Origin of the sequence: Bordetella genomosp. 6, assembly GCF_002119705.1 — a bacterium.
Taxonomy (GTDB): domain Bacteria; phylum Pseudomonadota; class Gammaproteobacteria; order Burkholderiales; family Burkholderiaceae_B; genus Bordetella; species Bordetella bronchiseptica_F.
The window spans coordinates 569,557-595,538 of record NZ_CP021107.1 but is presented as its reverse complement, the minus strand read 5'-3'; the positions used below and the strand labels follow the sequence as shown (position 1 = coordinate 595,538).

Genomic DNA, 25,982 nt, shown 5'->3' with positions numbered 1-25,982 from the left:
CGCCAAGGAACCGCAGTGACCGCAACAGACCTCACCCCCCTCCTCGCCCGCGCCGAGCGCGTGCTGGCGCAACTGGAAGCCTGGCTGCCGCCGGCGCCGCCCGACATCGACTGGTCCGCCCACGCCTACCGCTGGCGCAAGCGCGGCTCGCGCGGCTGGCTGGACGCCGTGCGCCACGTGGCGCGCATCGAGCTCGACGACCTGCAGCACATCGAGCGCCAGAAAGACATCATCGACCGCAACACGCGCCAGTTCCTCGAATCCAAGCCGGCCAACAATGTGCTGATGACCGGCGCGCGCGGCACCGGCAAGAGTTCGCTGGTCAAGGCCATGCTGGCCGCCTACGGCGAGCGCGGCCTGCGCCTGATCGAAGTCGACAAGTCCGACCTGGGCGACCTGGCCGACATCGTCGAACTGGTGGCGGCGCGGCCCGAACGCTACATCGTGTTCTGCGACGACCTGTCGTTCGAGGAAGGCGAGGCCGGCTACAAGGCGCTGAAATCCGTGCTCGACGGCTCGGTCGCGGCCTCGGGCGACAACGTGCTGATCTACGCCACGTCGAACCGCCGCCACTTGATGCCGGAATACATGAGCGAGAACCTGGCCGCCAAGCACCAGCCCGACGGCGAGATCCACCCCGGCGAAACCGTCGAGGAGAAAATCTCGCTGTCCGAGCGCTTCGGCCTGTGGCTGTCGTTCTACCCGTTCAAGCAGGACGACTACCTGGACATCGTCTACCACTGGCTGCGCGAATTGAACTGCCCGGCCGACCAGATCGAGGCCTCGCGCACCGAGGCCTTGCAGTGGACGCTGGAACGCGGCTCGCGCTCCGGCCGGGTCGCCTATCAGTTCGCGCGCGACTGGGCCGCCCGCCATGTCTGAAAAAATCGTCGATGTCGCCGCGGGCCTGATCCTGCGCCCGGATGGCCAATTGCTGCTGGGGCAGCGCCCCGAGGGCAAGCCCTGGGCCGGCTGGTGGGAGCTGCCCGGCGGCAAGCTGGAGCCGGGCGAAACCGTGCTGCAGGCCCTGGCGCGCGAACTGCATGAAGAACTGGGCATCCGCGTGACCGAGGCGCACCCATGGGTGACCTATGTGCACGTCTACCCGCACACCACCGTGCGGCTGGCGTTCTGCCACGTCACCGGCTGGGAAGGCGAGCCACGGGGGCTGGAAAACCAGCGCCTGGAATGGGTCGACCCGGCGCGCGCGCACGAGGTCGGCGACCTGCTGCCGGCCACCCTGCCGCCGCTGCGCTGGCTGCAGTTGCCCACCGCCTACGCCATCGGCGCCATCGGCGCGCCGGCCGGGCTGGCCGATTTCACCGCGCGGCTTCAGGCTGCCCTGGAGGGCGGCCTGAAGCTGGTGCTGCTGCGCGAGCCCGACTGGCCGGGCGGCGCCGATGCCTCCTCGCTGCGCGAGGCCATGCAGGCCATCCTGGCGCAATGCCGCGCCGCCGGTGCGCGACTGCTGGTCAGCAGCCGCCATCCGCAGGCCTGGTGGAGCGAGGCCGACGGCGTGCACCTGACGGCGCGCGACGCGCAGGCGCTCAAGCAGCGCCCGGCGCTGCCCGAAGGCGCGCTGGTGGGCGTATCCGCCCACGGCCACGCCGAGATCGTGCACGCGCGCGACCTCGGCGCGGATTTCGCGGTGCTGGGCCCGGTGCTCGCCACCGCCAGCCACCCGGGGCAGGCGCCGCTGGGCTGGTCCGGCTTCGCGGCCGGCATCCGCGACGCCGGCCTGCCGGTCTACGCGCTGGGCGGCCAGTCGCCCGCCACCCTGGCCGAGGCGCGCCTGCACGGCGCGCACGGCATCGCCGGTATCCGCGGGCTGCTCTGACGCAAGAACGCTAGGGCGCGGACGGCGCGGACGGCTCGGTCGCCGCGCTGGCCGCCGCCTCGGCCGGCAGGCCCTGCCATCCGCCGCCTAGCGCCGCGATCAGCTGCACGCTGGCGTTGAGCCGGCTGCCCAGCAGGCTGATGGCGTTGCGCTCGGTATTGAGCGCGGTGGTCTCCAGCACCGCCACGCTCAGGTAGTCGATCAGCCCCTGCTCGTACTGGTTGCGCGCCAGGCGCAGCGATTCGCGCGCGGATTCGAGCGCGTTGCGCTGCACCTGCTGCTCGTGCTCCATCACGCGCAGCTGCACCAGGTAATCCTCCACCTCGCGCAGCGCCGTCAGCACGCTCTGCCGGTAGGCAGCCGCCTGCGCGTCATAGGCGGCGCGGGCCTGTTCGACGCGCGCCGAACGCGCCCCGCCGTCGAACAGCGTCATGGCCAGCGCCGGGCCGAGCGTCCAGAAGCGCGCCGGCGCGGTCAGCCACTCGGCGAACTGGCCGCTGCGAAAGCCGCCGGTGGCCGACAAGGTCAGGTCCGGGAACCAGGCCGCCTGCGCCACGCCGATCTGCGCATTGGCGGCGGCCGCGCGCCGCTCGGCGGCCGCCACGTCGGGCCGGCGCTCCAGCAGCTGCGACGGCAGGCCCGCCGGAATGTCCGGCAGTCGCTGCGCGAACGGCTGCGCCGGCAGGGCGAAGCGCGAGGGCGCCTGCCCCATCAGCACCGCGATGGCATGCTCGAACTGCCCGCGCTGCCAGTCCAGGTCGATGGATTGGGCCCGCGTGTTCTCCAGCTGGGTGCGCGCCACCGCCACGTCCGACTTGCCCACCACGCCAGCCTCGTAGCGATTCTGCGTCAGGCGCAGCGAGCGCTCGTAGGCCTGCACCGTGGCGTCGAGCAGGCGCTTCTGTTCGTCGAGCACGCGCAACTGCAGGTAGTTCTGCACCAGCGCGGCCTGCGCGCTCAGCCGGGTGGCGGCCAGGTCCGCGGCGCTGGCCTGCGCTTCGGCGCGGCTGGATTCGACCTCGCGGCGCACCCGGCCCCACACATCGATTTCCCAGCTGACCGACCCATTGAGCGAATATTGGTTGCCGACCGAGCTGCCGTTCGAGCCGGCGCCGCTGCCGCCGCCCGAGCCGGAACGCGTCACGTCGGCCCCCGCGCCGATGGTGGGGAAGAAGCCGGCGCGCGCGTTGCGCACCAGCGCCTGGGCCTGGCGATAATTGGCCTCGGCCTGCGCCACGGTGTAGTTGCCCTGGTTCAGTTGCCGCACCAGGCCGTCGAGCACCGGGTCGCCGTAGACCTGCCACCATTGCCCGCGCGCGCGCTCGTCGCCCGGTTGCGCGGGCGTCCAGCCCGGCTGCGGCGCGGCGGCCTCCTCCTTGTAGGCGGCGCCCACGTCGATGGCGGGGCGCTGGTAGTCGGGCCCGACCGCACAGCCGCCCAGCGCCGCGCACAAAGCCGCCGCGGCCAGCCGGCGGCGCGGCAAAACGGAGAATCGGAAACCAGGCATACGAATCATGGGCGGGTGGGATCAGGAGCGGACCGCGCCGCGCGCCGGCGCGCGGCCCACAGGCGGAAACGGTCCAGGTACAGGTACACCACCGGCGTGGTGTACAGGGTAAGGATCTGGCTGAGCACCAGGCCGCCCACGATGGTGATGCCCAGCGGCCGGCGCATCTCCACGCCCGGCCCGCTGGCCAGCATCAGCGGCAAGGCGCCGAAAATGGCCGCCATGGTCGTCATCATGATGGGACGGAAACGCGTCAGGCAGGCACGCAGGATCGCCGCGCGCGCGTCCAGGCCATCGCGCCGCTCGGCCTCGAGCGCGAAGTCGACCATCATGATGGCGTTCTTCTTGACGATGCCGATCAGCAGGAACACCCCGATCAACGCAATCAGGGTGAACTCGTGGCCGAGCAGCATCAGGGCCAGCAGGGCGCCGATACCCGCCGACGGCAGCGTGGACAGGATGGTCAGCGGGTGCACCAGGCTTTCGTACAGAATGCCCAGCACGATATACATCGTGACCAGCGCCGCCAGGATCAGCCACGGCTGGCGCGCCAGCGTCTTCTGCAATTCGGCCGCCGTGCCCTGGAAGCCCGCCTGGATCTGGTCCGACGGCAGGCCGATGCGGGCCACGGCCGCGTCGATCGCGGCGGTGGCCCGGTCCAGCGACACGCCGGGCGACAGGCTGAACGAAATCGTATCGGCCACGAACAGCCCCTGGTGGCTGACCGACAGGGGCGCGTTGGCCACCTTCAACTGCGCGAAGGCCGCCAGCGGCACGCGCTGGCCGTCGGCCGCGATCACGTGCACCTGCTTGAGCGATTCGATATCCTGCGCGAAGCGCGGATCCACGCCCATGACCACGTGGTACTGGTTCAGCGGCCCGTAGATGACCGAGACCTGGCGCTGGCTGAACGAATTGTTCAGCACCGCCGAAATGGTGGCCATGCTCACGCCCAGCCGCGTGGCGGCATCGCGGTCGATCACCAGGTCGATCTGGCGCCCCTTGTCCTCGACATCCGCGTCCACGTCGGTAATCTCGGGCAGCGCCGCCATGGCCCGCTGCACCCTGGGCATCCATTCGCGCAGCAGCGCCAGGTCGCCGGACATCAGCGTGTAGTCGTACGAGCCGGAACTCTGCCGCCCGCCGATGTGGATATCCTGCTGCGCCACCAGGAACATGCGCGCGCCCGGTTCGTTCTGCAGGCGTCCGCGCAGCCGGTTGATGACCGTGTCGGCGCTGACGCCGCGCTCGTCGAGCGGCTTGAGCTGGATCTGCATGAAGCTGGAATTGCTGCCGCCGCGGCCGCCCGCGTAGGCCGTCACGCTCTGCACCGCCGGGTCGGCCAGGATGACCTTGCGGAAGTACTCCAGCTTGGGCACCGTGGCCTGGAACGACGTGCCCTGGTCGCCGCGGAAGAACCCCAGCAGTTGGCCGGTGTCCTGCTGAGGAAAGAAGCCCTTGGGCACCACCATGTAGAGATACACGTTGAGCCCGATGGTGGCGGCCAGGATCAGCATCATCAGCCGCGCATGCGCCAGCGCCCAGCCCAGGCTGCGCTCGTAGCCGCCCTGCATGCCGCCGTACAGCCGCGTCCAGAGGCGCCCGGCGCGCCCGGGCGGGCGCGGCGAGGCCGGTTCGGCGCGCAGCAGGCGCGCGCACATCATGGGCGTGAGCGTCAGCGACACCACCAGCGACACCAGGATGGAGGCCGACAGGGTCACGGCGAACTCGCGGAACAGCCGCCCCGCCACGCCGCCCATCAGCAGGATGGGAATGAACACCGCCACCAGCGAGAGGCTCATCGACAGCACGGTGAAGCCCACCTCGCGCGAGCCGCGCAGCGCCGCGCGCATGGGCGTGGCGCCGCGCTCGATATGCCGCATGATGTTTTCCAGCACCACGATGGCGTCGTCGACCACGAACCCGGTGGCCACGATCAGGGCCATGAGCGAAATGGTGTTCAGCGTGTAGCCGCACAGATACATCACGCAGAAAGTGCCGATCAGCGATACCGGCACCGCCACGCTGGGAATGAAGGCGGCGCGCAGCCGGCGCAGGAACAGCAGCACCACCAGCACCACCAGGCCCACCGCGATGACCAGCGTCAGCTCGGCCTCGTGCAGCGAGGCGCGGATGCTGGGCGTGCGGTCCTGCGCCACGGTCAGGTCCACGTCGCCCGGCAGCAGGGCCGCCAGCTGGGGCAACTGGGCGCGCACCGCGTCGACGGTCTCGATGATGTTGGCGTCGGCCTGGCGCCGCACGATCATCAGGATGGCCTTGCGGTCGTTGTAGAAGCCGGTCTGGTACAGGTCCTCGACCGAGTCTTCCACGGTGGCCACGTCGGACAGGCGCACCGCCGCGCCGTCGCGCCAGGCCACGATGAGCGGCCGGTACTGCTCGGCGCGGTCGAGCTGGTCGCTGGCCATGACCTGCCAGTGGTACCGGTCGTTCTCCACCATGCCCTTGGGGCGGTTGGCGTTGGCGCTGGCCAGCGCCTGGCGCACCTCGTCGAGCGACACGCCGCGATTGGCCAGCGCGCCCGGGATGAGGTTGACGCGCACCGCCGGCAGCGAGCTGCCGCCCACCGTCACCTCGCCCACGCCGTTCACCTGGGCCAGTTTCTGCGCGACGATGGTCGAGGCCAGGTCGTACAGCTTGCCCTGGCCCAGCGTGGCCGAGGTCATGGCCAGCGTCATGATGGGCGCCGCCGACGGATTGGCCTTGTGGTACGTGGGGTTGCTGCGCAGGCTGGTGGGCAGCAGCGAGCGCGCCGCGTTGATGGCGGCCTGCACGTCGCGCGCCGCGCCATCGACGTCGCGGCTGAGGTCGAACTGCAGGGTGATGCGGGTCGACCCCTGCGAGCTGCGCGAGGTCATTTCGGTCACGCCTGCGATGCTGCCCAGCGAGCGCTCCAGCGGGGTGGCCACGCTGGAGGCCATGGTCTCGGGGCTGGCGCCGGGCAGGCTGGCCGACACCGAGATGGTCGGAATGTCCACCTGCGGCAAGGGCGCGACCGGCAGCAGGCGGTACGCCAGCAGTCCGGCCAGCACCACGCCCAGGCACAGCAGCGTGGTGGCCACCGGACGGACGATGAACGGCGCCGACAGAATCATGGCGTCTGCCGCGCGGCCGCGCCGGCGCCGCCGCGACGACGCGCCAGGCGGTCAAACATGAGGTAGATCACCGGCGTGGTGAACAGCGTCAGCACCTGGCTGACGAGCAGCCCGCCCACCATGACCAGCCCCAGGGGCTGGCGCAGCTCGGCGCCGGTGCCGGTCGAGAGCATCAGCGGCAGCGCGCCGAACAGGGCCGCCAGCGTCGTCATCAGGATGGGCCGAAAGCGCAGCAGCGCCGCCTCGTGGATGGCCTCGCGCGGCGCCATCCCGCGCTTGCGCTCGGCCTCCAGGGCGAAGTCGATCATCATGATGGCGTTCTTCTTGACGATGCCGATCAGCAGGATGATGCCGATGATGCCTATCATGTCCAGGTCGGTGCCGCTGATCAGCAGGGCCAGCAGCGCCCCCACCCCGGCCGAAGGCAGGGTGGACAGGATCGTGATCGGGTGGATATAGCTTTCGTACAGGATGCCCAGCACGATGTACATGGTGACCACCGCCGCCAGGATCAGCCACAGCGTGCTGTCGAGCGAATTCTGGAACGCCAGCGCCGCCCCCTGGAAGCGCGTGTCGATCGCCAGCGGCAGGCCGATCTCGGCCTGCACCGCCGAGATCGCCTCGACCGCGCCCGACAGCGAGGCCCCGGGCGCCAGATTGAACGACACCGTGGTCATGGGGAACTGGTCGAGCCGGTTGACCGCCAGCACCGTGCGCCCTTCGGAAATGCGCGCCACCGACGACAGCGGCACCTGCGCGCCGGAAGCCGTCGGCACATGGATATGGTCCAGCGACTGGGGCGATTGACGGAACTGCGGCAGCACCTCCAGCACCACCCGGTACTGGTTGGACTGCGTGAAGACGGTGGAGATCAGCCGCTGGCCGAACGCGTCGTAAAGCGCCTCGTCGATCACCGCGGCGGTGATGCCCAGCCGCGAGGCGGCGTCGCGGTCGATCTCGACCCAGGTCTGCAGGCCCTGGTCCTGCAGGTCGTAGGTGACGTCGGCAAGCTGCGGCACCTGGCGCAGCCGGTCCACCAGCTTGGGCGCCCACTCGCTGAGCACGGCCAGGTCGGGGTTGGACAGCGTCATCTGGTATTGCGTGCGGCTGACGCGGTCCTCGATGGTCAGGTCCTGCACCGGCTGCATGTACACCGTCAGGCCCAGGTCGGCCCCGCCATGCAGCGCGTCCTGCAGGCGCGCCATCACGGTCTTGAGGTCGCCGCTGCGCTCGCTCTGCGGCTTGAGGGCGATCTGCATGCGGCCGTTGTTCAGCGTGGGGTTGCTGCCGTCGACGCCGATGAACGAGGACACGGCGGCCACGTCGGGATCCTGCACGATGATGCGCGCAGCCTCCTGCTGGCGTTGCGACATGGCGGCGAACGAGATGGTCTGCGGCGCCTGCGTGATGGCCTGGATCAGCCCGCTGTCCTGTTGCGGGAAAAAGCCCTTGGGCACCACGATGTACAGCAGCACCGTCAGCGCGAAGGTGCCCAGCGCCACCAGCAGCGTCAGCGGCTGGTGGCGCAGCACCACCTGCAGCATGCGGTCGTAGCCGGCGATGACGCGGTCGATCAGCGCGCCGGTGGCCTGGTGGAAGCGCCCATGGCGCTGCTCGGACTCGGGCCGCAGCAGGCGCGCGCACATCATCGGCGTCAGCGTCAGCGACACCACCAGCGAAATCAGGATCGCCACGGCCAGCGTCACCGCGAACTCGCGGAACAGCCGCCCCACCACCTCGGTCATGAACAGCAGCGGAATCAGCACCGCGATCAGCGAGAAGGTCAGCGAAATCAGCGTGAAGCCGATCTGCGCCGCGCCCTTGAGCGCCGCCTGCAGGGGCGTCTCGCCCTCCTCCAGGTGGCGCGCGATGTTCTCGATCATGACGATGGCGTCGTCGACCACGAACCCGGTCGCGATGGTCAGCGCCATCAGCGTCAGGTTGTTGATGCTGAAGCCGGCCAGGTACATGATGCCGAAGGTGCCGATCAGCGACAGCGGCACCACCACGCTGGGAATCACGGTTGCCGTGAGGCTGCGCAGGAACAGGAAGGTGACCAGCACCACCAGCCCCACCGCCAGCAGCATCTCGAACTGCACGTCCGCCACCGAGTCGCGGATGGTCTGGGTGCGGTCGGCCACCACCACCAGGTCCAGCGTGGCCGGCATGGCGGCGCGCAGCTGCGGCAGCAAGGCATGGATGCGGTCCACCACGTCGATCACGTTGGCGCCGGGCTGGCGCTGCACGTTCAGCAGGATGGCGGGCTTGTCGCCCACCCAGGCGGCCTGCCGGATATCCTCGGCGCCCTGCACCGCGCGCGCCACGTCGGACAGGCGCAGCGGCGCATCGTTGCGGTAGGCGATGATCAGGTCGTTGTAGTCGGTGGGCGACTTCAGCTGGTCGTTGGCGTTGATGGTGGTGGAGCGCACCGGCCCGTCCAGGTTGCCCTTGGGCTGGTTGACGTTGGCGCCGACCACGGCCGTGCGCAGGTCCGCCAGGCTCAGGCCGGCCGAGGCCAGGGCCTGCGGATTGACCTGCACGCGCACCGCCGGGCGCTGCCCCCCCGCCACGCTGACCAGGCCCACGCCGGGAATCTGCGACAGCCGCTGGGCCATGCGCGTATCGACCAGGTCGCGCACCTGCGGCAGCGGCATGGTGGGCGAGGTCACCGCCAGGGTCAGCACGGCCGCGTCGGCCGGATTGACCTTGTTGTAGGTGGGCGGCACCGGCAGATCGTTGGGCAGCAGGTTGGAGGCCGCGTTGATGGCCGCCTGCACCTGCTGCTCGGCCACGTCCAGCGACAGGTCCAGGCTGAACTGCAGCGTGATGACCGACGCCCCGCCGGAACTGGTGGACGACATCTGGTTAAGGCCCGGCATCTGGCCGAACTGGCGCTCCAGCGGCGAAGTCACCAGCGACGTCATCACATCGGGGCTGGCGCCGGGATACAGCGTGACCACCTGGATGGTCGGGTAATCGACCTCGGGCAGCGCCGACACGGGCAGCAGCCGATAGGCGATCAGGCCGGCGATCAGGATCGCCACCATCGACAAGGCGGTGGCGACCGGCCGCAGGATGAACAGGCGCGACGGGCTCACGGCGTCCGCCTGGGCGCCCCGGTATTGACCGGCGCGGCCGCTTCCGGCGTGGTGCCGGTCACGATGTCTATCCTGGCGCCGGCGCGCAGCCGGTCCATGCCCTCGACCACGACCTTGTCGCCGGGCTGCAGGCCTTCGTTGACCGCGACCCAGTCGCCGTTGATCGCGCCCAGCTTGACCTGCCGCACCGCCACCGTGCCATCGGGCTGCGCCAGGAACACGAAGGCGCCGGCCGAGCCCTGCTGCACCGCCGCGTTGGGAATCGCGGTCATGCCGCTGCGCGTCTCGACATACAGGCGCACGTTGACGAACTGGTTGGGAAACAGCGCCTCCTCGGCGTTGTCGAAACGCGCCTTCAGCTTGACCGTGCCGGTGGCCACGTCGATCTGGTTGTCGACGGTCTCGAGCTGGCCGCTGGCGATGCGGCGCGTGTCGGCGCGGTCGTAGGCCTCCACCGGCAGCTGCCGCCCGGCGCGCAATTGCTGCAGCACCTCGGGCAGCTGGGTTTCGGGCAGCGTGAAGACCACGGCGATGGGCTGGGTCTGGGTGATCACCACCAGGCCATTGGCGTCGCCGCTGGAAATCAGGTTGCCCTGGTCCACCTGGCGCAGGCCCAGGCGGCCGGCGATGGGCGCGGTGATGCGCGAGAAATTCAATTGCAGCCGGGCGCTGTCCACGGCCGCCTGGTCGCTCTTGATGGTGCCCTCGTACTGGCGCACCAGCGCCGCCTGCGTGTCGAGCTGCTGGCGGGCGATCGAATCCTGCTTGTAGAGCGTCTGGTAGCGCTGCAAGTCGCGGCGCGCATTCTCCAGTTGCGCCAGATTCTGCTGCTGCTGGCCCTGCGCCTGCGCCAGCGCCACCTCGAAAGGCCGCGGATCGACCTGCGCCAGCAGGTCGCCGGCCTGGACGTGCTGGCCTTCCTGGAACGCCACCTTGACCAGTTCGCCATCGACGCGGCTGCGCACCGTCACGGTGTTGTAGGCGGTCACCGTGCCCAGCGCCCGCAGGACGATCTGGATATCCTGGGTGCGGGCTTCGCCCACGCGCACCGGCACCGCCATGTTCATCATCGAGGCCGGGCCGCCGCGCATGGCGCCGCGGCCGCCGGGCCGGCCCTGCTGTCCGCCCGTATCCTTTGGCCACAGCCACCAGGCCAGGGCCAGCACGGCCAGGACGGCGATCGCGGCTGCGATCAGGCGGCGGCGCCCCTGGCGGGCAGGCGGCGCAACGGAACGGCTTTCAGGCATGAGGTATCCGGCAAGACGGCAAGGAGCCGCTATTTTCCACCAGACCGGCGCAAACTGGCCGTTTTCCGGGCGCTGCTGAAATAGACCGCAACAGGATTCGGCGCCCGCGCGCCCGCGATCACGGGCTGCCCGGCCGGGACGGGGGCCATGCGGCCCGCGCCGGCTCGCGCCGGCGGGCGGTCAGGAGCTGCAGAGCGACATCTGGAACGCCACGTCGCGCGACACCTGCTGCGGCTTGACCTCGCCATCCTGGGTCGAGAAGCGTATCCAGACCATGTACTTGTTGGCGCTGATCTCGGGAAAGACGCCGAGGCTGGGCTCGACCCAGACGCGCAGCAGATGGTAGACCTTGCCGGCCAGCATCTGCTGGTAGCCGCCCTGCTCGGCCACGATATCGGCGCGCCGCCCGGATTCGCGCAGCAGCCGCAGCGCCATGGACAGGCCCGCATGCAGGGGCAGCAAGGGGGCCAGCCAGCCTTGCAGGTCGGCGCAGCGCACCGACTCGGGCTTGTTCTGCCAGGCATGGTAGGACGGCATGTCCACCTGCGTGGCGCCGCCCGGCACCGCCAGCCTGCCGCGCAGGCTGACCAGCCATTCGTTCTCGCGCAATGCCTGGCCGGTCTTGCCCTGCGCCGCCAGCGCCCCCACCACGCGCTCCATGTCGCGCAGCATGGCCTCCAGCGCATCCTGGGCCACGCCGGGATGATCGCGCAGCCCCACCAGGGCCATGCGCTGGCGCTCCAGGTCCTGCAGCACCGCGCCCTTGATGTCGGTGCGCTCGCAGGCATCGAGCAGGTCGAACAGCGAGGAGACGGCGATCTGGTGCAGCCGGGCGTCGCCCTCGCGCGCGAAGAAGAACAACCTGTCGAACAGGTACTCCAGACGCAGATAGGCCCGGATACGTTCGTTGAAAGGGTATTCGTACAGAATCACGCTTGCCACAGGCCCGTCGGTGATCGGCCCGCGGGCCGGGGTTATTCAGGGGTGCCGGCCGCCTTGCCGCCTGGCTGGCTGGCCGCGCCCGCCAGCGCGAGCCAGCGGTCGTGCAGAGTTCTTGCCCGCGCGCGCAAGGTATCGGGCGAAGTGGCGCCATCGTTGACGATGACATCGTCAGCGGCCTCCAGCCGGGTTGCCCGCGCAGCCTGTGCCGCCATGATACGCCTGATGGCCGGCTCCGTCAGCCCGCTGCGTTTCCGCACCCGGGCGATCTGCGTGGCCGGATCGCAATCGACCACGCAGATGCGGTCGACCCGGTCGCGCCAGCGGCCGGATTCGACCAGCAGGGGCACGACGAAAACCAGGTACAGGCCGCGCGCCCGCGCGGCGGCCTGCTCGGTGTGCCGGCCGATCAGCGGGTGCAGCACGGCTTCGAGGCGGCCGCGCGCCGCGGGTTCGCGAAACACCAGGTCGCGCATCCAGGCGCGATCCAGCGCGCCGTCGGCGGCCACCGCCTGCGGGCCGAACTCGCGCTCGATGGCCGGCATGGCCGCGCCGCCGGGCGCGGTCAGCGCATGCGAAATCTCGTCGGCGTCGATGACGCAGGCGCCCCATTCGGCCAGCATGTCGGCCACGCGGGACTTGCCCGAACCGATGCCGCCGGTCAATCCGATCTTGTACATGCCCATCCTCAATAGAACTGCAGCCAGGCGGGCCGGCCCGCCGCCAGCAGCATCAGGATACCGCCGACCGCCAGGTAAGGACCGAACGGCAGCGGCTGCCCGCTGCCGATCCGCCCGGCCAGCCGCAGGCTCCAGCCCACCAGCACGCCCGCCAGCGAGGCCCCCAGCAGCAACCACGGCAATGCTCCCAGCCCGAGCCAGGCGCCCAGCGCCGCCATCAGCTTGAAGTCGCCATGGCCCATGCCGTCGCGCCCGGTCAGCAGGCGGAAAAAATGGAAGATCACCCACAGGAACAGATAGCCCGCGGCCGCGCCCAGCACGGCCAGCGGCAGCGGCGCCAGCGCGCCGTCCAGGTTGACCAGCAGGCCGGCCCAGACCAGCGGCAAGGTCACGGCGTCGGGCAGCAGGCTGTGTTCCAGGTCGATCCAGGCCAGCGCCAGCAGCGCGCCGGTCAGGCCCATGGCGGCCAGCGCCATCGGCGTGGGCCCGAAGCGCCAGGCGCAGGCGGCAAACAGCACGGCCGCGGCCAGCTCGAGCATGGGATAGCGCAGCCCGATGGGCTGCCCGCAATGCCCGCAGCGGCCGCGCTGCAGCAACCAGCCGGCCAGCGGAACGGCGCGCCAGCCACGCAAGGCGGCCTGGCACGAAGGGCAGTGCCAGGCCGGCCGCCACAGGCCATAGCCGGATTCGGCGCCGCCGTCGTCCTCGCGCATGGCCATACGCCATTCGCGCTCCATCATGCGCGGCAGCCGATGCGCCACCACGCTGAGCCAGCTGCCGGCCGCCAACCCCAGCAGGGCGGCCAGCACCACGTTCAACGCCGGATCGAGCGGAAAGACATGCCACATGGCGCCAGGAAGAACACGGAAAGGAAGGACAAGGAGGGGACGCGGCGGACGCCCGGCACGCCCGGGACCGGAAGGGTCGGGCGGCAGCGCGATGCCGCAGGCGGCATTATTGCGGCGCGCCCCGATTTGCACAAACGCCGCACTTGCGCGCGCAAAGCCGCGGCAATGTATCGGATCTTCTCATAAGTGCGTAGAATCGCAGTTACAGAACAACCAACCGGACACGCTGCCATGTCTGCCCAACTCGATACGCCCGCGCTTCGTCTCAATACCCGTTTTGCGACCGGAATCGTACTGGCAGGCACCCTGGCGCTGGCCGGCTGCGCGCAACAGCGCAGCGCCGGCTATTACGACCCGCCCGGCGCCAGCACCATCACCGACGCCCAGTACCAGGGCCAGGCGGCCGGCTATCGCACGGTGGTGCACGCGCCGTCGCAACTGCAGATCGAGCTCAAGCCCAACCAGCCCGCGCGCCAGCAGAACGCCCAGGCCCAGGCGCAGGCCGGCCAGCAATCCACCGAGGACGGCACGGCCGTGCCCGAAGGCCAGGCGGCCCCGCAACCGCAGCCCGAAACGGCCAGCCCCAGCGCGCAGGCCATCATCCCGCAGGCGCAAACCTACCAGGGCACCTTCCCGTGCTTTGCCGCCGGCCTAGCTTGCGAAGCCCAGCGCGTCACGCTGACCCTGGCGCCCAACGGCCGCTGGCGCAGCCGCACCAACTACCTGGACAAGCAGCCCCAGGCCAGCGCTCCCGTGTCCGAGCAAGGCTGCTGGGACGCCACCCAGGAACGCCCGCCCCGCGTACTGCTGCTCGACGGCAGCGGCAACATGCGCGCCGAACTGGTCATGACCGCCAACAACGTGCTGCGCGTACGTTCGGTGGGCGGCCGCACCCCCAACCTGAACTACAACCTCACCCGCCAGCCCGACCTGGACGCCATCGCCGAGCTCGACAAGCAGGCCGCGCCCAAGTGCCCCTGATGCGGCGCTGATGCGCCGCCGGCAGGCCCGCCACGCGCGCAGCCCGCCCGCTGGCGGTGCGACCCACGGGTATCGAAACCCGCAGACTCAAGACTCCCTGGCCGGGGCAGCCCCCTGCCCCGCCACGGACGTGGCCGCGCGCCGGTGCGGGCACATGCGGCATGCCAGCTCGAACGCGTTGCGCACGCCCAGCTTGCGGAAGATGCGCGCGCGATGCGCTTCGGCGGTACGCCGGGAAATACCCAGATCGATGGCGATGACCTTGTTTGCCTTGCCCGCCGCCAGATAGGCGGCCACCTGGCGCTCGCGCGCCGTCAAGGCGGTTGGCGGCGGCCGAGCCCCGGCGCGGCCGCGAACCGGCGGCGCGATCGGATGGCAGAAGGATGCAACGGGTTGAGCCGACGGCGCGGATGAGGCGTTGCCAGGCATGGGGAGCATGGGACCTCCTTTGCAAACTACGATTGCAGTGCAGTCTGCCATGCCCGGCCTGTGCCGATAAGCTGTGAAATTTGACAGGATCGGCCGCGGCGGCGGCTCAGAACTCCAGGTTGTCGATCAGCCGCGTGGCGCCCAGCTTCGCGGCGGCCAGCGCCACCAGCGGCTCGCCGGCGCTCATCTCGGCCACGTCGGGAGCCTTCAGGTCGCGCTGGCGGCGCACCGCCACGTAGTCGACCTTCCAGCCGCGCTCGGCCAAGGCCTGCGCGGCCACCCGTTCGAGCGCGGCCGGGTCCTGCTCGCCGCCGGCGCGGCGCTGCGCGATGCCGCGCAGCGTCTCGTACAGCACCGGCGCCTCGGCGCGCTCGGCCTCCGACAGGTAGCGGTTGCGCGAGGACAGCGCCAGGCCGTCATCGGCGCGCACGGTCTCGTGGGCCAGGATTTCCACTGGCAACTGCAATTGCCGGCACATGTTGCGCACCACCATCAGCTGCTGGTAGTCCTTCTTGCCGAACACCGCCACGCGCGGCTGCACACAGGCCAGCAGCTTCATCACCACGGTGCACACGCCCGTGAAAAAGCCCGGGCGGAACTCGCCTTCCAGGATGTCGCCCAGGTCGTCGGGCGGCAGCACGCGGTAGTTCTGCGGCTCCGGGTACATCTCGCGCTCGTCGGGCGCGAACACCAGGTAGACGTCGCGGTCGCGCTCCATTTTCGCGACATCGTCGGGCAACGTGCGGGGATAGCGGTCGAAATCCTCGTTCGGGCCGAACTGCAGCCGGTTGACGAAAATACTGGTCACCACCGGGTCGCCATGCTGGCGCGCCAGCTTCATGAGCGCCAGGTGTCCCTCGTGCAGGTTGCCCATGGTGGGCACGAACGCCACGCGGTTCTGGCCGCGCAGCTGGTCCCGCAGGTCCTGGATGGTGTGTACGACTTTCAAGGGGATTCTCCGGAAGGGCCGGGTCGGAATGGGAGGTGGCCGGCCGCCTTACGCGGCGGCGGCCACGCTGGCGTAGGCCAGGCGCACGTAGATGGGCGCGTAGGGCTCGGCCTGGGTGATGTCGAGCAGGGATTCGCGGGCCAGTTCGAGCATGGCGATGAAGTGCACGACCACCACGGCCACCGGGGCGCCCTCGTTGATGCGTTCGAGGAACAGCTCGCCGAACTCCATGAAGCGCACGTCGTTCAGGCGCCTCAGGATGTGGGTCATGTGGTCGCGCACCGACAGCTGCTCGCGCGTGATGTGGTGGTGCTGGTTCAGGCGCGCCCGCTTCATGATGTCGACCCACGCGGCGCGCAGGTCGTCGACGCTGACGTCGGGCAGCATGCGCTCGACGCTGATCTCGGCCACCGCCTGGCTGCGCACGAAATCGCGCCCCAGCTGGGGCAGCGCGTCCAGCTTCTGCGCCGCCAGCTTCATCTGCTCGTACTCGAGCAGGCGCCGCACCAGTTCGGCGCGCGGGTCCTCGGGTTCTTCGCCGGTGTCCGATTTCTTGACCGGCAGCAGCATGCGCGACTTGATCTCGATCAGCATCGCGGCCATCAGCAGGTACTCGGCCGCCAGTTCGAGGTTGTGGACGCGGATCTGCTCGACATACGACAGGTATTGCCGCGTGACATCGGCCATCGGGATGTCGAGCACGTTGAAGTTCTGCTTGCGGATCAGGTAGAGCAGCAGGTCCAGCGGCCCCTCGAACGCCTCCAGGAACACTTCCAGCGCGTCGGGCGGAATGTAGAGGTCGGTGGGCAGCTGGAACAGCGGCTCGCCGTACAGGCGCGCGAACGCCACGCTGTCGACCACGTCGGGCGTGCTGTCCACCTGTGGCTCCACGAGCGCCGCCAGGTCGTCGCCGGAAATCGAGGCGTTATGTGCCATATGCGCCGCGCACGGGCCCGTGGGTATCAGTCGGCCTGATACACATAGGGCTTCTGCGGCACGCGGGCGGCGCGAAAGCCTTCGAGCAGCTCGGTGTTCTGCGCCTTGTCCCACAGGCGGGCGCGGCCTTCGCGCTGGCGCTGCTCGGTGTCCGGATGCGCGGTCTTGTATTCCTTGAGGAAGCGGGTGATCTCGGATTCGTAGTTTTTGGCCATGACAACAGCTTCAGCAGGTTTCAGATAGGGGGAGTTTACTTCAGGCGGGCCCCGGGCCGGCGTTACAATCGATTGACGCCCCTTGCGTCCCCCAGACATGTCCGCAGACCCCGCCACAGCCGCCGCGCCCCCTCCTCTCGCCGACCCGGATACCGCCCGCGCCGCCCGCATGATTCCCTTCATCGTGGGATGCGCGCTGTTCATGCAGATGCTGGACTCCACGGTGGTGGCCACCGCCCTGCCGGCCATGGCCGCGGCGCTGGGGTCCACGCCGGTGCGCCTGAACGTGGCGATCACGTCGTACCTGCTGGCGGTGGCCGTGTTCGTGCCCATCAGCGGCTGGGCCGCCGACCGATTCGGCGCGCGCCGCGTCCTCATCGCCGCCATCGCCCTGTTCACCCTCAGCTCGGTGGGTTGCGCGCTGTCGCAGAACCTGGGCCAGCTGGTGGTCGCGCGCATCGTCCAGGGCATGGCCGGCGCGATGATGGTGCCGGTGGGCCGCATCATCCTGCTGCGCACCGTGCCCAAGCAGGACTTGCTCAAGGCCATGTCGTTCCTGTCCATCCCGGCGCTGCTCGGCCCGGTGATCGGCCCGCCGGTCGGCGGTTTCATGGTCACGTACATGTCGTGGCACTGGATTTTCCTGATCAATATCCCGATCGGCATACTGGGCATCGCGCTGGTGCTGCGCTTCGTCAGCGAAATCCGCGAGGAGAACGCCCCCCGCCTGGACCTGCCCGGCTTCCTGCTGAGCGCCATCTGCCTGGCGGCGCTGGTCAGCGCCTTCGAGGCGCTGGGCCACGGGCTGCTGCCGCCGCTGGAGCTGGGCGCGCTGATCGCCGCCGGCCTGTTGTGCGGCGTGCTGTACGTATGGCATTCGCGGCGCGTCGAACACCCCATCCTGGACCTGTCGCTGCTGCGCACGCCAACCTTCGCCATTTCGGTGCTGGGCGGCAACCTGTGCCGCTTCGCGGTGGGCGCCGTGCCTTTCCTGCTGGCCATGCTGCTGCAGGTCGGCTTCGGCCTGTCGCCGTTCGCCGCCGGCATGATCACCTTCGCCAGCGCCGCCGGCGCGCTGCTGATGAAATTCGTGGCCACGCCCATCGTCACCCGCTACGGGTTTCGCCGCGTCCTGACGATCAACGCCATCCTCACCGGCCTGTTCATCGTCGCCTGCGCCGCCTTCACCCCCGTGACGCCGGCCTGGGTGATGATCGCCGTGCTGCTGGCCGGCGGTTTCTTCCGCTCGCTGCAATTCACGGCGGTAAATACGCTAACCTATGCCGATATCGGCCCCGAACGCATGAGCCGCGCCAGCAGCTTCGCCGCCATGGCGCAGCAGCTCGGCATCAGCCTGGGGGTCGGCGTGGCGGCCGTCACGCTCAACGTCAGCATGGCGGCGCGCGGCGCCGCCTCGCTGGCGATCGGCGACGTGGTGGTCGGCTTCATGGTGGTCGGCGCGCTGTGCATGCTTTCGGTGCTGTCGTTCCGCCGCCTGGCGCCCTCGGCCGGCGCCCAACTTCAGAACGTCAAGGCTCCCCGTGACGGCAAATGAATTCATCCTGGCGCTGGACCAGGGCACGACCAGCTCCCGCGCCATCGTGTTCGACCGCGCCGGCACCGTGCGCGGCATGGGGCAGCGCGAATTCCGCCAGCACTACCCGCGGCCGGGCTGGGTCGAGCACGACGCCGGCGAAATCTGGCAAAGCCAGCTCGAGGTCGCGCGCGAGGCGCTGCGCAACGCCGGCGCCAGCGCCGCCGACCTCGCCGCGCTGGGCATCACCAACCAGCGCGAGACCACCCTGATCTGGGAGCGGGCCACCGGCCGCCCGCTGGCCCGCGCCATCGTCTGGCAGGATCGCCGCACCGCGGCAATGTGCGAAAAGCTGCTGCATGACGGCCACGGCCGGATGCTGCAGGAGCGCACCGGCCTGGTCGTCGACGCGTACTTTTCCGGCACCAAGCTGGCCTGGCTGCTCGATCATGTGCCGGGCGCGCGCAAGATGGCCGAGCGCGGCGAACTGGCCTTCGGCACGATGGACACCTGGCTGGTCTGGCAGCTGACCGGCGGCGCCGTGCACAGCACCGACCCGAGCAACGCCTCGCGCACCATGCTGTTCGACCTGCATACCCAGGACTGGTCCGATGACATCCTGGCCCTTTTGAACATTCCGCGCGGCATATTGCCGCGCATCGCCCCCAGCAGCGCGCGCGTCGGCGAAACCCTGCCCGAGTGGCTGGGCGGCTCGATACCCATCGCCGGCGTGGCCGGCGACCAGCAGGCCGCCACGTTCGGCCAGGCCTGCTTCATGCCTGGCATGGCCAAGAACACCTACGGCACCGGCTGCTTCATGCTGATGAACGTGGGCGACGCGCCGGTGGCCTCGCGCCACAACCTGCTGTCCACCGTGGGCTGGAGCCTGCCGGCGGGCAACGCCAGCCACGTCACCTACATGGTGGAAGGCGGCGTGTTCATGGCCGGCGCGGCGGTGCAATGGCTGCGCGACGGCCTGGGCATCATCCAGCGCTCGGCCGACATCGAGGCCCTGGCGGGCAGCGTGGCCGATACCGACGACGTATTCATGGTGCCGGCCTTCGCCGGCCTGGGCGCGCCGCACTGGGATCCCTACGCGCGCGGCACGCTGGTGGGCATGACGCGCGGCACCACGCGCGCCCACATCGCGCGCGCCACGCTCGAATCGATCGCGCTGCAAAGCGCCGAACTGCTGTCGTGCATGAACGCCGACAGCGGCATCCCGCTGTCGGAGCTGCGCGTCGACGGCGGCGCGGCGCGCAACGACCTGCTGATGCAGATGCAGGCCGACCTGCTGGGCGTGCCGGTGGTGCGCCCGCGCGTGCCCGAATCCACCGCGCTGGGCGCGGCCGGCCTGGCGGGCCTGGCGGTCGGGTTCTGGTCGGACCTGGACGAGTTCGGCGCCCAATGGCAGGCCGAGCGCACCTTCGAGCCGGCCTGGCCGGCCGATGTGCGTGAAGCCCGCATGCAACGCTGGCGCCAGGCGGTGGAGCTGTCGAAGGGCTGGTCGCGCCCCGCCGCCAGCCGCGCCTGAAGCGCGGCGCCGGCGCCTCAGAAAGACGGCTTGACCACGGCCAGCAGCACGATCGCGGCGCTGGCGAAGAACACCACCGCGCCGCCCGCCGCCAGCCACGCCGGCGCGCCGGCGGCGGGGCTGGCCAGCTGGCGGCGCAGCACCAGGCTTTGCGCTCCATGCAGCACGGCCAGCAAGCCCACCAGGGCCAGCTTGACGCCCAGCCACGGCTGTCCGAACCACCCGGCCATCGAAGCCAGATAAAAGCCGCACCCCACCCCCACCGCCATGGCGGGAGCAATCAGCCACCGGTTGCAGCGCGCCAGGCCCTGCGCGAAACGGCCGGGCGCCTGGCCCGGGCGGACCGGAAACGCGGTGACCGAACTGAGCACCAGCAGCCCCAGCGTCCAGCCGGCCACGGCCACCACGTGCAAGATCTTGATCCAGGAATACAACATGGGTACGACGGCCGGGGCCCGCGGGCGCCCGGCCGGCCTTGCGGCATCAGTTCAGGCTGGCGCCCGAGATCTTGACGATTTCCTGGTATTTGGCCATTTCCTGCTTCACGAATGCGGCGAAGGCGTCGGCCGTCATGGGCTCGGCCTCCGACCCCATGGTCAGCAGGCGCTGGCGCACGTCGGGTAGGCGCATGGCGTCGGCATAGGCCTTGTTCAGCCTGGCCACCACGTCGGCGGGCGTGCCGCCGGTGGTGAACACGCCGAACCAGGTGCCCAGGTCAAAGCCCTTGACGCCGGCCTCCTCCACGGTGGGCACGTCGGCCAGCAGCGAGGAGCGCTTGGCGGTGGTCACGGCCAGCGCCTTGACCTTGCCGTCCTTGATCAGGGGCGCGGCGGCGGCCAGGTTGTCGAACATGAAGTCCGACTGGCCCGACAGCAGGGCCAGCTGGGCCGGCGCGGCGCCCTGGTAGGGGATGTGCTCGGCGGCGATGCCAGCGCGCGCCTTGAGCAGCTCGCCGGACAAGTGGCCGGCGCTGCCGTTGCCGCCCGAGCCGTAGTTCAGGCGGCCGGGGTTCTTCTTGGCATAGGCCAGCAGGTCGCCCAGGTTCTGGATGTTGTTCTTCTCGGCGAACTCGAGGTTCATGACCAGCACGTTGGGCACCGAGGCCACGATGGTGACCGGGGCGAAGTCCTTGACCGGATCATAGGGCAGGTTGGCGAACAGCCACGGGTTGATGGCATGCGTGGCGACCGCGCCCATCACCAGCGTATAGCCGTCCGGCGCGGCCTTGGCCACCAGGTCGGCGCCGATGTTGCCGCCCGCGCCCGAGCGGTTTTCGACGATGATGGGCTGGCCCAGGGATTCGCGCACTTTCTCGGCCAGCAGGCGGGCCATGGAATCGAGCGGGCCGCCGGGCGGGTAAGGCACCACGAAGCGCAGCGGCTTGGTGGGGAATGCGTCGCCCTGCGCAACGGCCGGAACCGTCCACGACAGGCCTGCCGCCACGGCCAGGGCCCCGCCCAGCAGGGCGCGGCGCGTGGCGGAAACGAACGAATGGGAGCGGGACATAAGCGGGTCTCCTGTGCTTTTTGGCGTCTGTGCGGCCCGTAGCATACTCCAGTGCCCCGCCGGGCGATCCGGCGGAAAGCCCGGCGCCCGCGCCGTTTTCCGCCGCTTTGGTCCGTCGCCTCAGTGCAGGATCTGGCTCAGGAACAGCTTGGTGCGTTCGTTCTGCGGATTGTCGAAGAACTCGTCGGGCGTGTTCTGCTCGATGATCTCGCCACGGTCCATGAAGATCACGCGGTTGGCCACCTTGCGGGCAAAACCCATCTCGTGCGTGACGCACAGCATGGTCATGCCGCTTTCCTGGGCCAGCCGCACCATCACGTCCAGCACTTCCTTGACCATCTCGGGGTCCAGCGCCGAAGTCGGCTCGTCGAACAGCATGATCTTGGGGTTCATGCACAGCGAGCGCGCGATGGCCACCCGCTGCTGCTGGCCGCCCGACAGTTGCCCCGGATACTTGGTGGCCTGCTCCGGGATGCGCACCCGCTCCAGGTACTTCATGGCGGTGGCCTCGGCCTCGGCGCGCGATTTCTTCAGCACCCAGGTCGGGCCCAGCGTCAGGTTCTCCAGCACGGTCAGGTGCGGGAACAGGTTGAAGTGCTGGAACACCATGCCGACATCGCGGCGGATCGCCTCGATGTGCTTGAGATCGTTGGTGAGCTCGGTGCCGTCGACGATGATGTGGCCCTGCTGATGCTCTTCCAGCCGGTTGATGCAGCGGATCATGGTGGACTTGCCCGAACCCGACGGGCCGCATACCACGATGCGTTCACCCGGCGCGACGTCCAGGTTGATATTGCGCAGCACGTGGAACTGGCCGTACCACTTGTTCACGTCCTGCATGCGAATGATGGCATCCGTCACGGATGTACTCCCTCAATGGCGCCGGCGCCCGTGCTTCGGGGCGCCGGCAAGTTGCTAGCGTTGATGGCCGGTCGCCAGGCGGTGCTCCAGCGCCTGGCTGTACTTGGACATCGAGAAGCAGAACACGAAGTAGATCAGGGCGATGAACACATAGGCCTCGACCCCGAAGCCGCGCCACGCGGCATCCGACAGCGCGGCCTTGGCGGCCAGCGTCAGGTCGAAGATGCCGATGATCACGACCAGCGACGTATCCTTGAACAACGCAATGAAGATGCTGACCAGCGGCGGGATGACGATCTTCAGCGCCTGCGGCAGGATCACCTTGCGCATCTGCTGCCAGTAGGTCAGCCCCAGCGAGTCCGCCCCTTCGTACTGCCCCTTGGGAATGGCCTGCAGGCCGCCGCGCACGGTCTCGGCGATATAGGCCGCCGCGAACATGATGATGGCGATCTGCGCCCGCAGCAGCTTGTCGATGGAGAAGCCCTCGGGCAGGAACAGCGGCAGCATCACCGACGACATGAACAGCAGGCTGATCAGCGGCACGCCGCGGATCAGCTCGATGTACACGACGCACAGCGCCTTGATGGCCGGCATGCGCGAGCGCCGGCCCAGGGCCAGCAGCACGCCGAACGGAAACGCCAGGGCGATGCCGAAGGTGGCCAGGATCAGGGTCAGCGGCAAACCGCCCCAGCGCGCGTTCTCGACGTAGGTCAGGCCCAGCACGCCGCCCCACATCAGCACCGCGACCGCGCTCAGGCCGACGATCCAGACCAGCGCCAGGCTGGGCTTCCAGAATCGGCGGATGCCGCTGCACACGATCACGGCGATCAGGATGACGGTGGCCAGCAGCGGCCGCCACTGCTCGTCGTACGGATAGGTGCCGAACAGGATCAGCCGGTGCTTCTCGACGATGAAGGCCCAGCAGGCCCCGCTCGACTGGCGGCATTCCTGCGCCGAGGTGGCGGTGAAATTGGCGCCGATCAGCGCCCATTCGACCAGCGCCGGCACGGCCATCAGCACCAGCCATGCCAGCAGCACGGTGGCCAGGATGCTCAGCGGCGAGGAGAACAGGCGGGTACGCAGCCAATGCCAGACGCCGGTCTGGCCGGACGGGGGAGGCAGCGCCTCGCCGGGGGTATGCGTAGTACTGCTCATGTCAACGCTCCACCAGCGCGATGCGCTTGTTGTACCAGTTCATGAATATCGAGATCGTCAGGCTGACCGTGAGGTAGGCCCCCATGATGATCAGGATGCCCTCGATGGCCTGGCCGGTCTGGTTGAGCGTGGTGTTGACCACCGAGACGATATCCGGGTAGCCGATGGCCACCGCCAGCGAACTATTCTTGGTCAGGTTGAGGTACTGGCTGGTCATCGGCGGGATGATGACGCGCAGCGCCTGCGGCAGCACCACCAGGCGCAGCACCTGGGCGCGGCGCAGTCCCAGCGACCCGGCGGCCTCCCATTGCCCCTGGTTGACCGCCTGGATGCCCGAGCGCACCACTTCGGCGACGAAGGCCGAGGTGTAGATCACCAGCCCGGCCAGCAGCGCCGCGAACTCGGGCGACATGTTCAGGCCGCCCTGGAAGTTGAAGCCCTTGAGCGCCGGCATGTCCAGCGCCAGCGAGGCGCCGCTGGCCAGCCAGCCCACGATGGGCAGCCCGATCAGCAGGGCAATGGCCGCGCGGCCCAGCGGGAATATCCGGCCGGTGGCTTCCTGGCGCTTGCGGCTCCAGTGGCCCAGCACGATGATGGCCACGATGGCCAGCGCCAGCCCGCCCAGCATCCAGTCCAGCGCGTTGCCTTCCAGGCTGGGTACGCGCACGCCGCGATTGGAGATGAACACGCCCGGCAAGGGGTTGTGCGCCTGGCGCGGCCCCGGCATGTTCTCGGTGATCAGCGCGTACCAGAAGAACAGTTGCAGCAGCAGCGGCACGTTGCGCATGACTTCGACATAGATCGAGGTCAGGCGCGCGACCAGCCAGTTCTTGGACAGCCGGCCGATGCCGATGAGGGTACCCAGCAGGGTGGCGAGCACGATGCCGATGACGGCGACGCGCAGCGTATTGAGCACGCCGACCAGGATTGCGCGGCCATACGTGTCTGAAGGGGAATAGGCGATGGGCGTCTCGCCTATCGCGAAACCGGCCTCGCGGTCGAGGAATCCGAAACCCGTGGCGATATTGCGCACCGACAGGTTGTGCAGCGTATTGGAAACCAGAAACCACGCCACCAGCGCAACCACGACCAGCGCGACGATCTGGTAGACCACGGCGCGCACGCCGGGATCATTCCAGTTGAGACGACGTCGCGGTGCCGGAATCGGGGCGTTTCGATTGGTAGTCGTCATAAATCAATCTACAGAGTCGGACGTTCGGCCGGCGCGGACGCGCCGGCCTGCCTTGCGCCCGCTCGCATGGACCGGGCCAGGGCGGCCCCATGGCCCCCTGGCCCGCCTCAGGAGCGGATCAGCGCACCGGCCAGCCGTACATCAGGCCACCCTGCTTGTACGAGGCATTCAGTCCACGTTCCAGCTTCATGGCGCTGCTCTTGCCGAGCGTGGCCTCGAAGCTCTCGCCATAGTTGCCGACCTGCTTGATGATGTTGAAGGCCCACTTGTCGTCCACGCCCAGGTTCTTGCCCATGCCCGGCGTCACGCCGAGAATGCGCTGGATGTTGGGGTTGGAGCTCTTGGCCATTTCGTCGACGTTCTTGGACGTGATGCCGTATTCCTCGGCCTCCAGCATGGCGTTGAGCGACCAGCGCACGACGTTGAACCACTGCTCGTCGCCCTGGCGCACCATCGGCCCGAGCGGCTCTTTCGAGAAATCCTCCGGCAGGATGATGTAGTTATCGGGCTTTTCGAGCGTGGTGCGCGTCGAGGCCAGCTGCGACTTGTCGGTCGTGAAGGCGTCGCAACGGCCCGCCGAGAAAGCGCGCACGATCTCGTCGTACTTGTCGATCACGACAGGCTTGAACTCGATCTTGTTGCCGCGGAACCAGTCGGCCAGGTTCAGCTCGGTGGTCGTGCCGGGCTGCACGCAGACGGTGGCGCCGTTGAGCTCCTTGGCGCTCTTGACGCCCAGTTCCTTGGACACCATGACGCCCTGGCTGTCATAGTAGTTGACGCCCACCCCGATCAGGCCCAGCGTCGTGTCGCGCGTCAGCGTGACGGTGGTGTTGCGGGTCAGCACGTCGACCTCGCCGGACTGCAGCGCGGTGAAGCGTTGCTGCGTATTGAGCGGCGTGACCTTGAACTTCGACGCATCGCCGAACATGGTGGCGGCGATGGCGCGGCACATGTCCACGTCCAGCCCTTTCCATTCACCCTTGCTGTCGGCGATCGAGAAACCCGGGATCCCGGTCGATACGCCGCATTGCACAAAGCCCTTCTTCTTCACGTTGTCGAACGTGGCGCCTGCGTGCGCGACCGACCCCGCGGCAAACAGGGCCGCGCCGGCAGCGGCCAGCTTGAGCATCTTCATGTGTTGATCTCCTGTTAGGACAACATCGAATACGCGAGGCCTCGTAGACCAACGCGCTTGGGCGGATGGTAGCGTTCGGATTAATTTGGGGACATGGGGGAAATCCCTTTTAGGGTAATTCACGAAAACGGGGACATCTGTTTGAGATGCGCGTCCCGTGCGCATGGGTAGGCGTCCATGCGGCGGCGCGCCATTTGCGGCGGCTATCTTGCAGGACGGCACGGGCGCCGGCGGTCGGGCCGGCGCGCCGGCAGGCCGGCCGCCTGTCGCGAATTGTCATCGCCGG

22 protein-coding genes are annotated in these 25,982 nt (G+C 69.2%); 5 read left to right on the top strand and 17 right to left on the bottom strand.

What is annotated here, in order from left to right:
• The first annotated feature begins 15 nt into the window (after positions 1-15).
• Positions 16-882 carry an ATP-binding protein gene (locus CAL11_RS02835; protein ID WP_033461591.1) on the top strand — a complete coding sequence of 289 codons (867 nt, stop codon included), beginning with the start codon at positions 16-18 and terminating at the stop codon, positions 880-882.
• The gene (locus CAL11_RS02830) at positions 875-1,837 is read left to right on the top strand and encodes a Nudix family hydrolase (protein WP_086092090.1); all 963 of its coding nucleotides are present in this window, start codon (positions 875-877) and stop codon (positions 1,835-1,837) included. Before CAL11_RS02835 ends, CAL11_RS02830 begins: the two co-directional genes overlap by 8 nt.
• 10 nt (positions 1,838-1,847) lie before the next feature.
• Here the strand turns inward: CAL11_RS02830 and CAL11_RS02825 are convergent, their stop codons facing one another.
• From CAL11_RS02825 to CAL11_RS02795, 7 genes are all read right to left on the bottom strand, one after another.
• Positions 1,848-3,353, bottom strand: coding sequence for an efflux transporter outer membrane subunit (locus CAL11_RS02825; RefSeq protein WP_086092089.1), 1,506 nt, complete (start codon positions 3,351-3,353; stop codon positions 1,848-1,850).
• A complete protein-coding gene (locus CAL11_RS02820; RefSeq protein ID WP_086092088.1) occupies positions 3,350-6,457 on the bottom strand; it encodes a multidrug efflux RND transporter permease subunit in 3,108 nt (1,035 codons plus the stop codon). The genes CAL11_RS02825 and CAL11_RS02820 overlap by 4 nt, the downstream gene beginning before the upstream one ends.
• The gene (locus CAL11_RS02815) at positions 6,454-9,555 is read right to left on the bottom strand and encodes an MdtB/MuxB family multidrug efflux RND transporter permease subunit (RefSeq protein ID WP_086092087.1); all 3,102 of its coding nucleotides are present in this window, start codon (positions 9,553-9,555) and stop codon (positions 6,454-6,456) included. Before CAL11_RS02815 ends, CAL11_RS02820 begins: the two co-directional genes overlap by 4 nt.
• On the bottom strand, positions 9,552-10,802 hold the full coding sequence (locus CAL11_RS02810) for an MdtA/MuxA family multidrug efflux RND transporter periplasmic adaptor subunit (protein WP_086092086.1): 1,251 nt from the start codon (positions 10,800-10,802) through the stop codon (positions 9,552-9,554). Before CAL11_RS02810 ends, CAL11_RS02815 begins: the two co-directional genes overlap by 4 nt.
• 180 nt (positions 10,803-10,982) lie before the next feature.
• A complete protein-coding gene (gene zapD, locus CAL11_RS02805) occupies positions 10,983-11,735 on the bottom strand; it encodes a cell division protein ZapD (RefSeq protein ID WP_033454936.1) in 753 nt (250 codons plus the stop codon).
• Positions 11,736-11,776: 41 nt separating this feature from the next.
• Complete coding sequence (coaE, locus tag CAL11_RS02800) at positions 11,777-12,427, bottom strand: dephospho-CoA kinase (RefSeq protein ID WP_080699676.1); 651 nt, start codon at positions 12,425-12,427, stop codon at positions 11,777-11,779.
• Between the two features lie 2 nt (positions 12,428-12,429).
• The gene (locus tag CAL11_RS02795) at positions 12,430-13,269 is read right to left on the bottom strand and encodes a prepilin peptidase (RefSeq protein WP_086092085.1); all 840 of its coding nucleotides are present in this window, start codon (positions 13,267-13,269) and stop codon (positions 12,430-12,432) included.
• A 231-nt stretch (positions 13,270-13,500) separates the two neighbouring features.
• Between CAL11_RS02795 and CAL11_RS02790 the strand changes: the two genes are divergently transcribed.
• The gene (locus CAL11_RS02790) at positions 13,501-14,250 is read left to right on the top strand and encodes a copper resistance protein NlpE N-terminal domain-containing protein (RefSeq protein WP_033461606.1); all 750 of its coding nucleotides are present in this window, start codon (positions 13,501-13,503) and stop codon (positions 14,248-14,250) included.
• Positions 14,251-14,337: 87 nt separating this feature from the next.
• Here the strand turns inward: CAL11_RS02790 and CAL11_RS02785 are convergent, their stop codons facing one another.
• From CAL11_RS02785 to CAL11_RS02770, 4 genes are all read right to left on the bottom strand, one after another.
• The gene (locus CAL11_RS02785; protein WP_233500465.1) at positions 14,338-14,568 is read right to left on the bottom strand and encodes a LuxR C-terminal-related transcriptional regulator; all 231 of its coding nucleotides are present in this window, start codon (positions 14,566-14,568) and stop codon (positions 14,338-14,340) included.
• Between the two features lie 217 nt (positions 14,569-14,785).
• On the bottom strand, positions 14,786-15,628 hold the full coding sequence (panC, locus tag CAL11_RS02780) for a pantoate--beta-alanine ligase (RefSeq protein WP_033454943.1): 843 nt from the start codon (positions 15,626-15,628) through the stop codon (positions 14,786-14,788).
• Between the two features lie 48 nt (positions 15,629-15,676).
• On the bottom strand, positions 15,677-16,564 hold the full coding sequence (locus CAL11_RS02775; RefSeq protein WP_033454944.1) for a segregation and condensation protein A: 888 nt from the start codon (positions 16,562-16,564) through the stop codon (positions 15,677-15,679).
• 26 nt (positions 16,565-16,590) lie between these two features.
• The gene (locus tag CAL11_RS02770) at positions 16,591-16,779 is read right to left on the bottom strand and encodes a DUF3460 family protein (protein WP_003815055.1); all 189 of its coding nucleotides are present in this window, start codon (positions 16,777-16,779) and stop codon (positions 16,591-16,593) included.
• Between the two features lie 97 nt (positions 16,780-16,876).
• On the opposite strand from CAL11_RS02770, the gene CAL11_RS02765 reads away from it, so the two are divergent.
• Both CAL11_RS02765 and glpK read left to right on the top strand, forming a co-directional pair.
• Positions 16,877-18,334, top strand: coding sequence for a DHA2 family efflux MFS transporter permease subunit (locus tag CAL11_RS02765; RefSeq protein ID WP_033461609.1), 1,458 nt, complete (start codon positions 16,877-16,879; stop codon positions 18,332-18,334).
• On the top strand, positions 18,321-19,847 hold the full coding sequence (glpK, locus tag CAL11_RS02760) for a glycerol kinase GlpK (RefSeq protein ID WP_033461612.1): 1,527 nt from the start codon (positions 18,321-18,323) through the stop codon (positions 19,845-19,847). The genes CAL11_RS02765 and glpK overlap by 14 nt, the downstream gene beginning before the upstream one ends.
• A gap of 17 nt (positions 19,848-19,864) precedes the next feature.
• Here the strand turns inward: glpK and CAL11_RS02755 are convergent, their stop codons facing one another.
• The 6 genes from CAL11_RS02755 to CAL11_RS02730 form a co-directional block, all read right to left on the bottom strand.
• Positions 19,865-20,284, bottom strand: coding sequence for a CopD family protein (locus CAL11_RS02755; protein ID WP_033461614.1), 420 nt, complete (start codon positions 20,282-20,284; stop codon positions 19,865-19,867).
• A 46-nt stretch (positions 20,285-20,330) separates the two neighbouring features.
• Positions 20,331-21,353 (bottom strand): Bug family tripartite tricarboxylate transporter substrate binding protein, encoded by a 1,023-nt coding sequence (locus CAL11_RS02750; protein ID WP_033454950.1) that lies wholly within the window; start codon positions 21,351-21,353, stop codon positions 20,331-20,333.
• A 120-nt stretch (positions 21,354-21,473) separates the two neighbouring features.
• Positions 21,474-22,214, bottom strand: a complete 741-nt coding sequence (locus tag CAL11_RS02745) for an amino acid ABC transporter ATP-binding protein (RefSeq protein ID WP_003815064.1) — start codon at positions 22,212-22,214, stop codon at positions 21,474-21,476.
• A gap of 54 nt (positions 22,215-22,268) precedes the next feature.
• Entirely contained in the window at positions 22,269-23,369 is a 1,101-nt protein-coding gene (locus CAL11_RS02740) for an amino acid ABC transporter permease (protein WP_086092084.1), read from the bottom strand.
• A 1-nt stretch (position 23,370) separates the two neighbouring features.
• The gene (locus CAL11_RS02735; protein ID WP_033454954.1) at positions 23,371-24,561 is read right to left on the bottom strand and encodes an amino acid ABC transporter permease; all 1,191 of its coding nucleotides are present in this window, start codon (positions 24,559-24,561) and stop codon (positions 23,371-23,373) included.
• A gap of 118 nt (positions 24,562-24,679) precedes the next feature.
• Entirely contained in the window at positions 24,680-25,696 is a 1,017-nt protein-coding gene (locus CAL11_RS02730) for an amino acid ABC transporter substrate-binding protein (RefSeq protein ID WP_033454956.1), read from the bottom strand.
• Positions 25,697-25,982 lie beyond the last annotated feature (286 nt).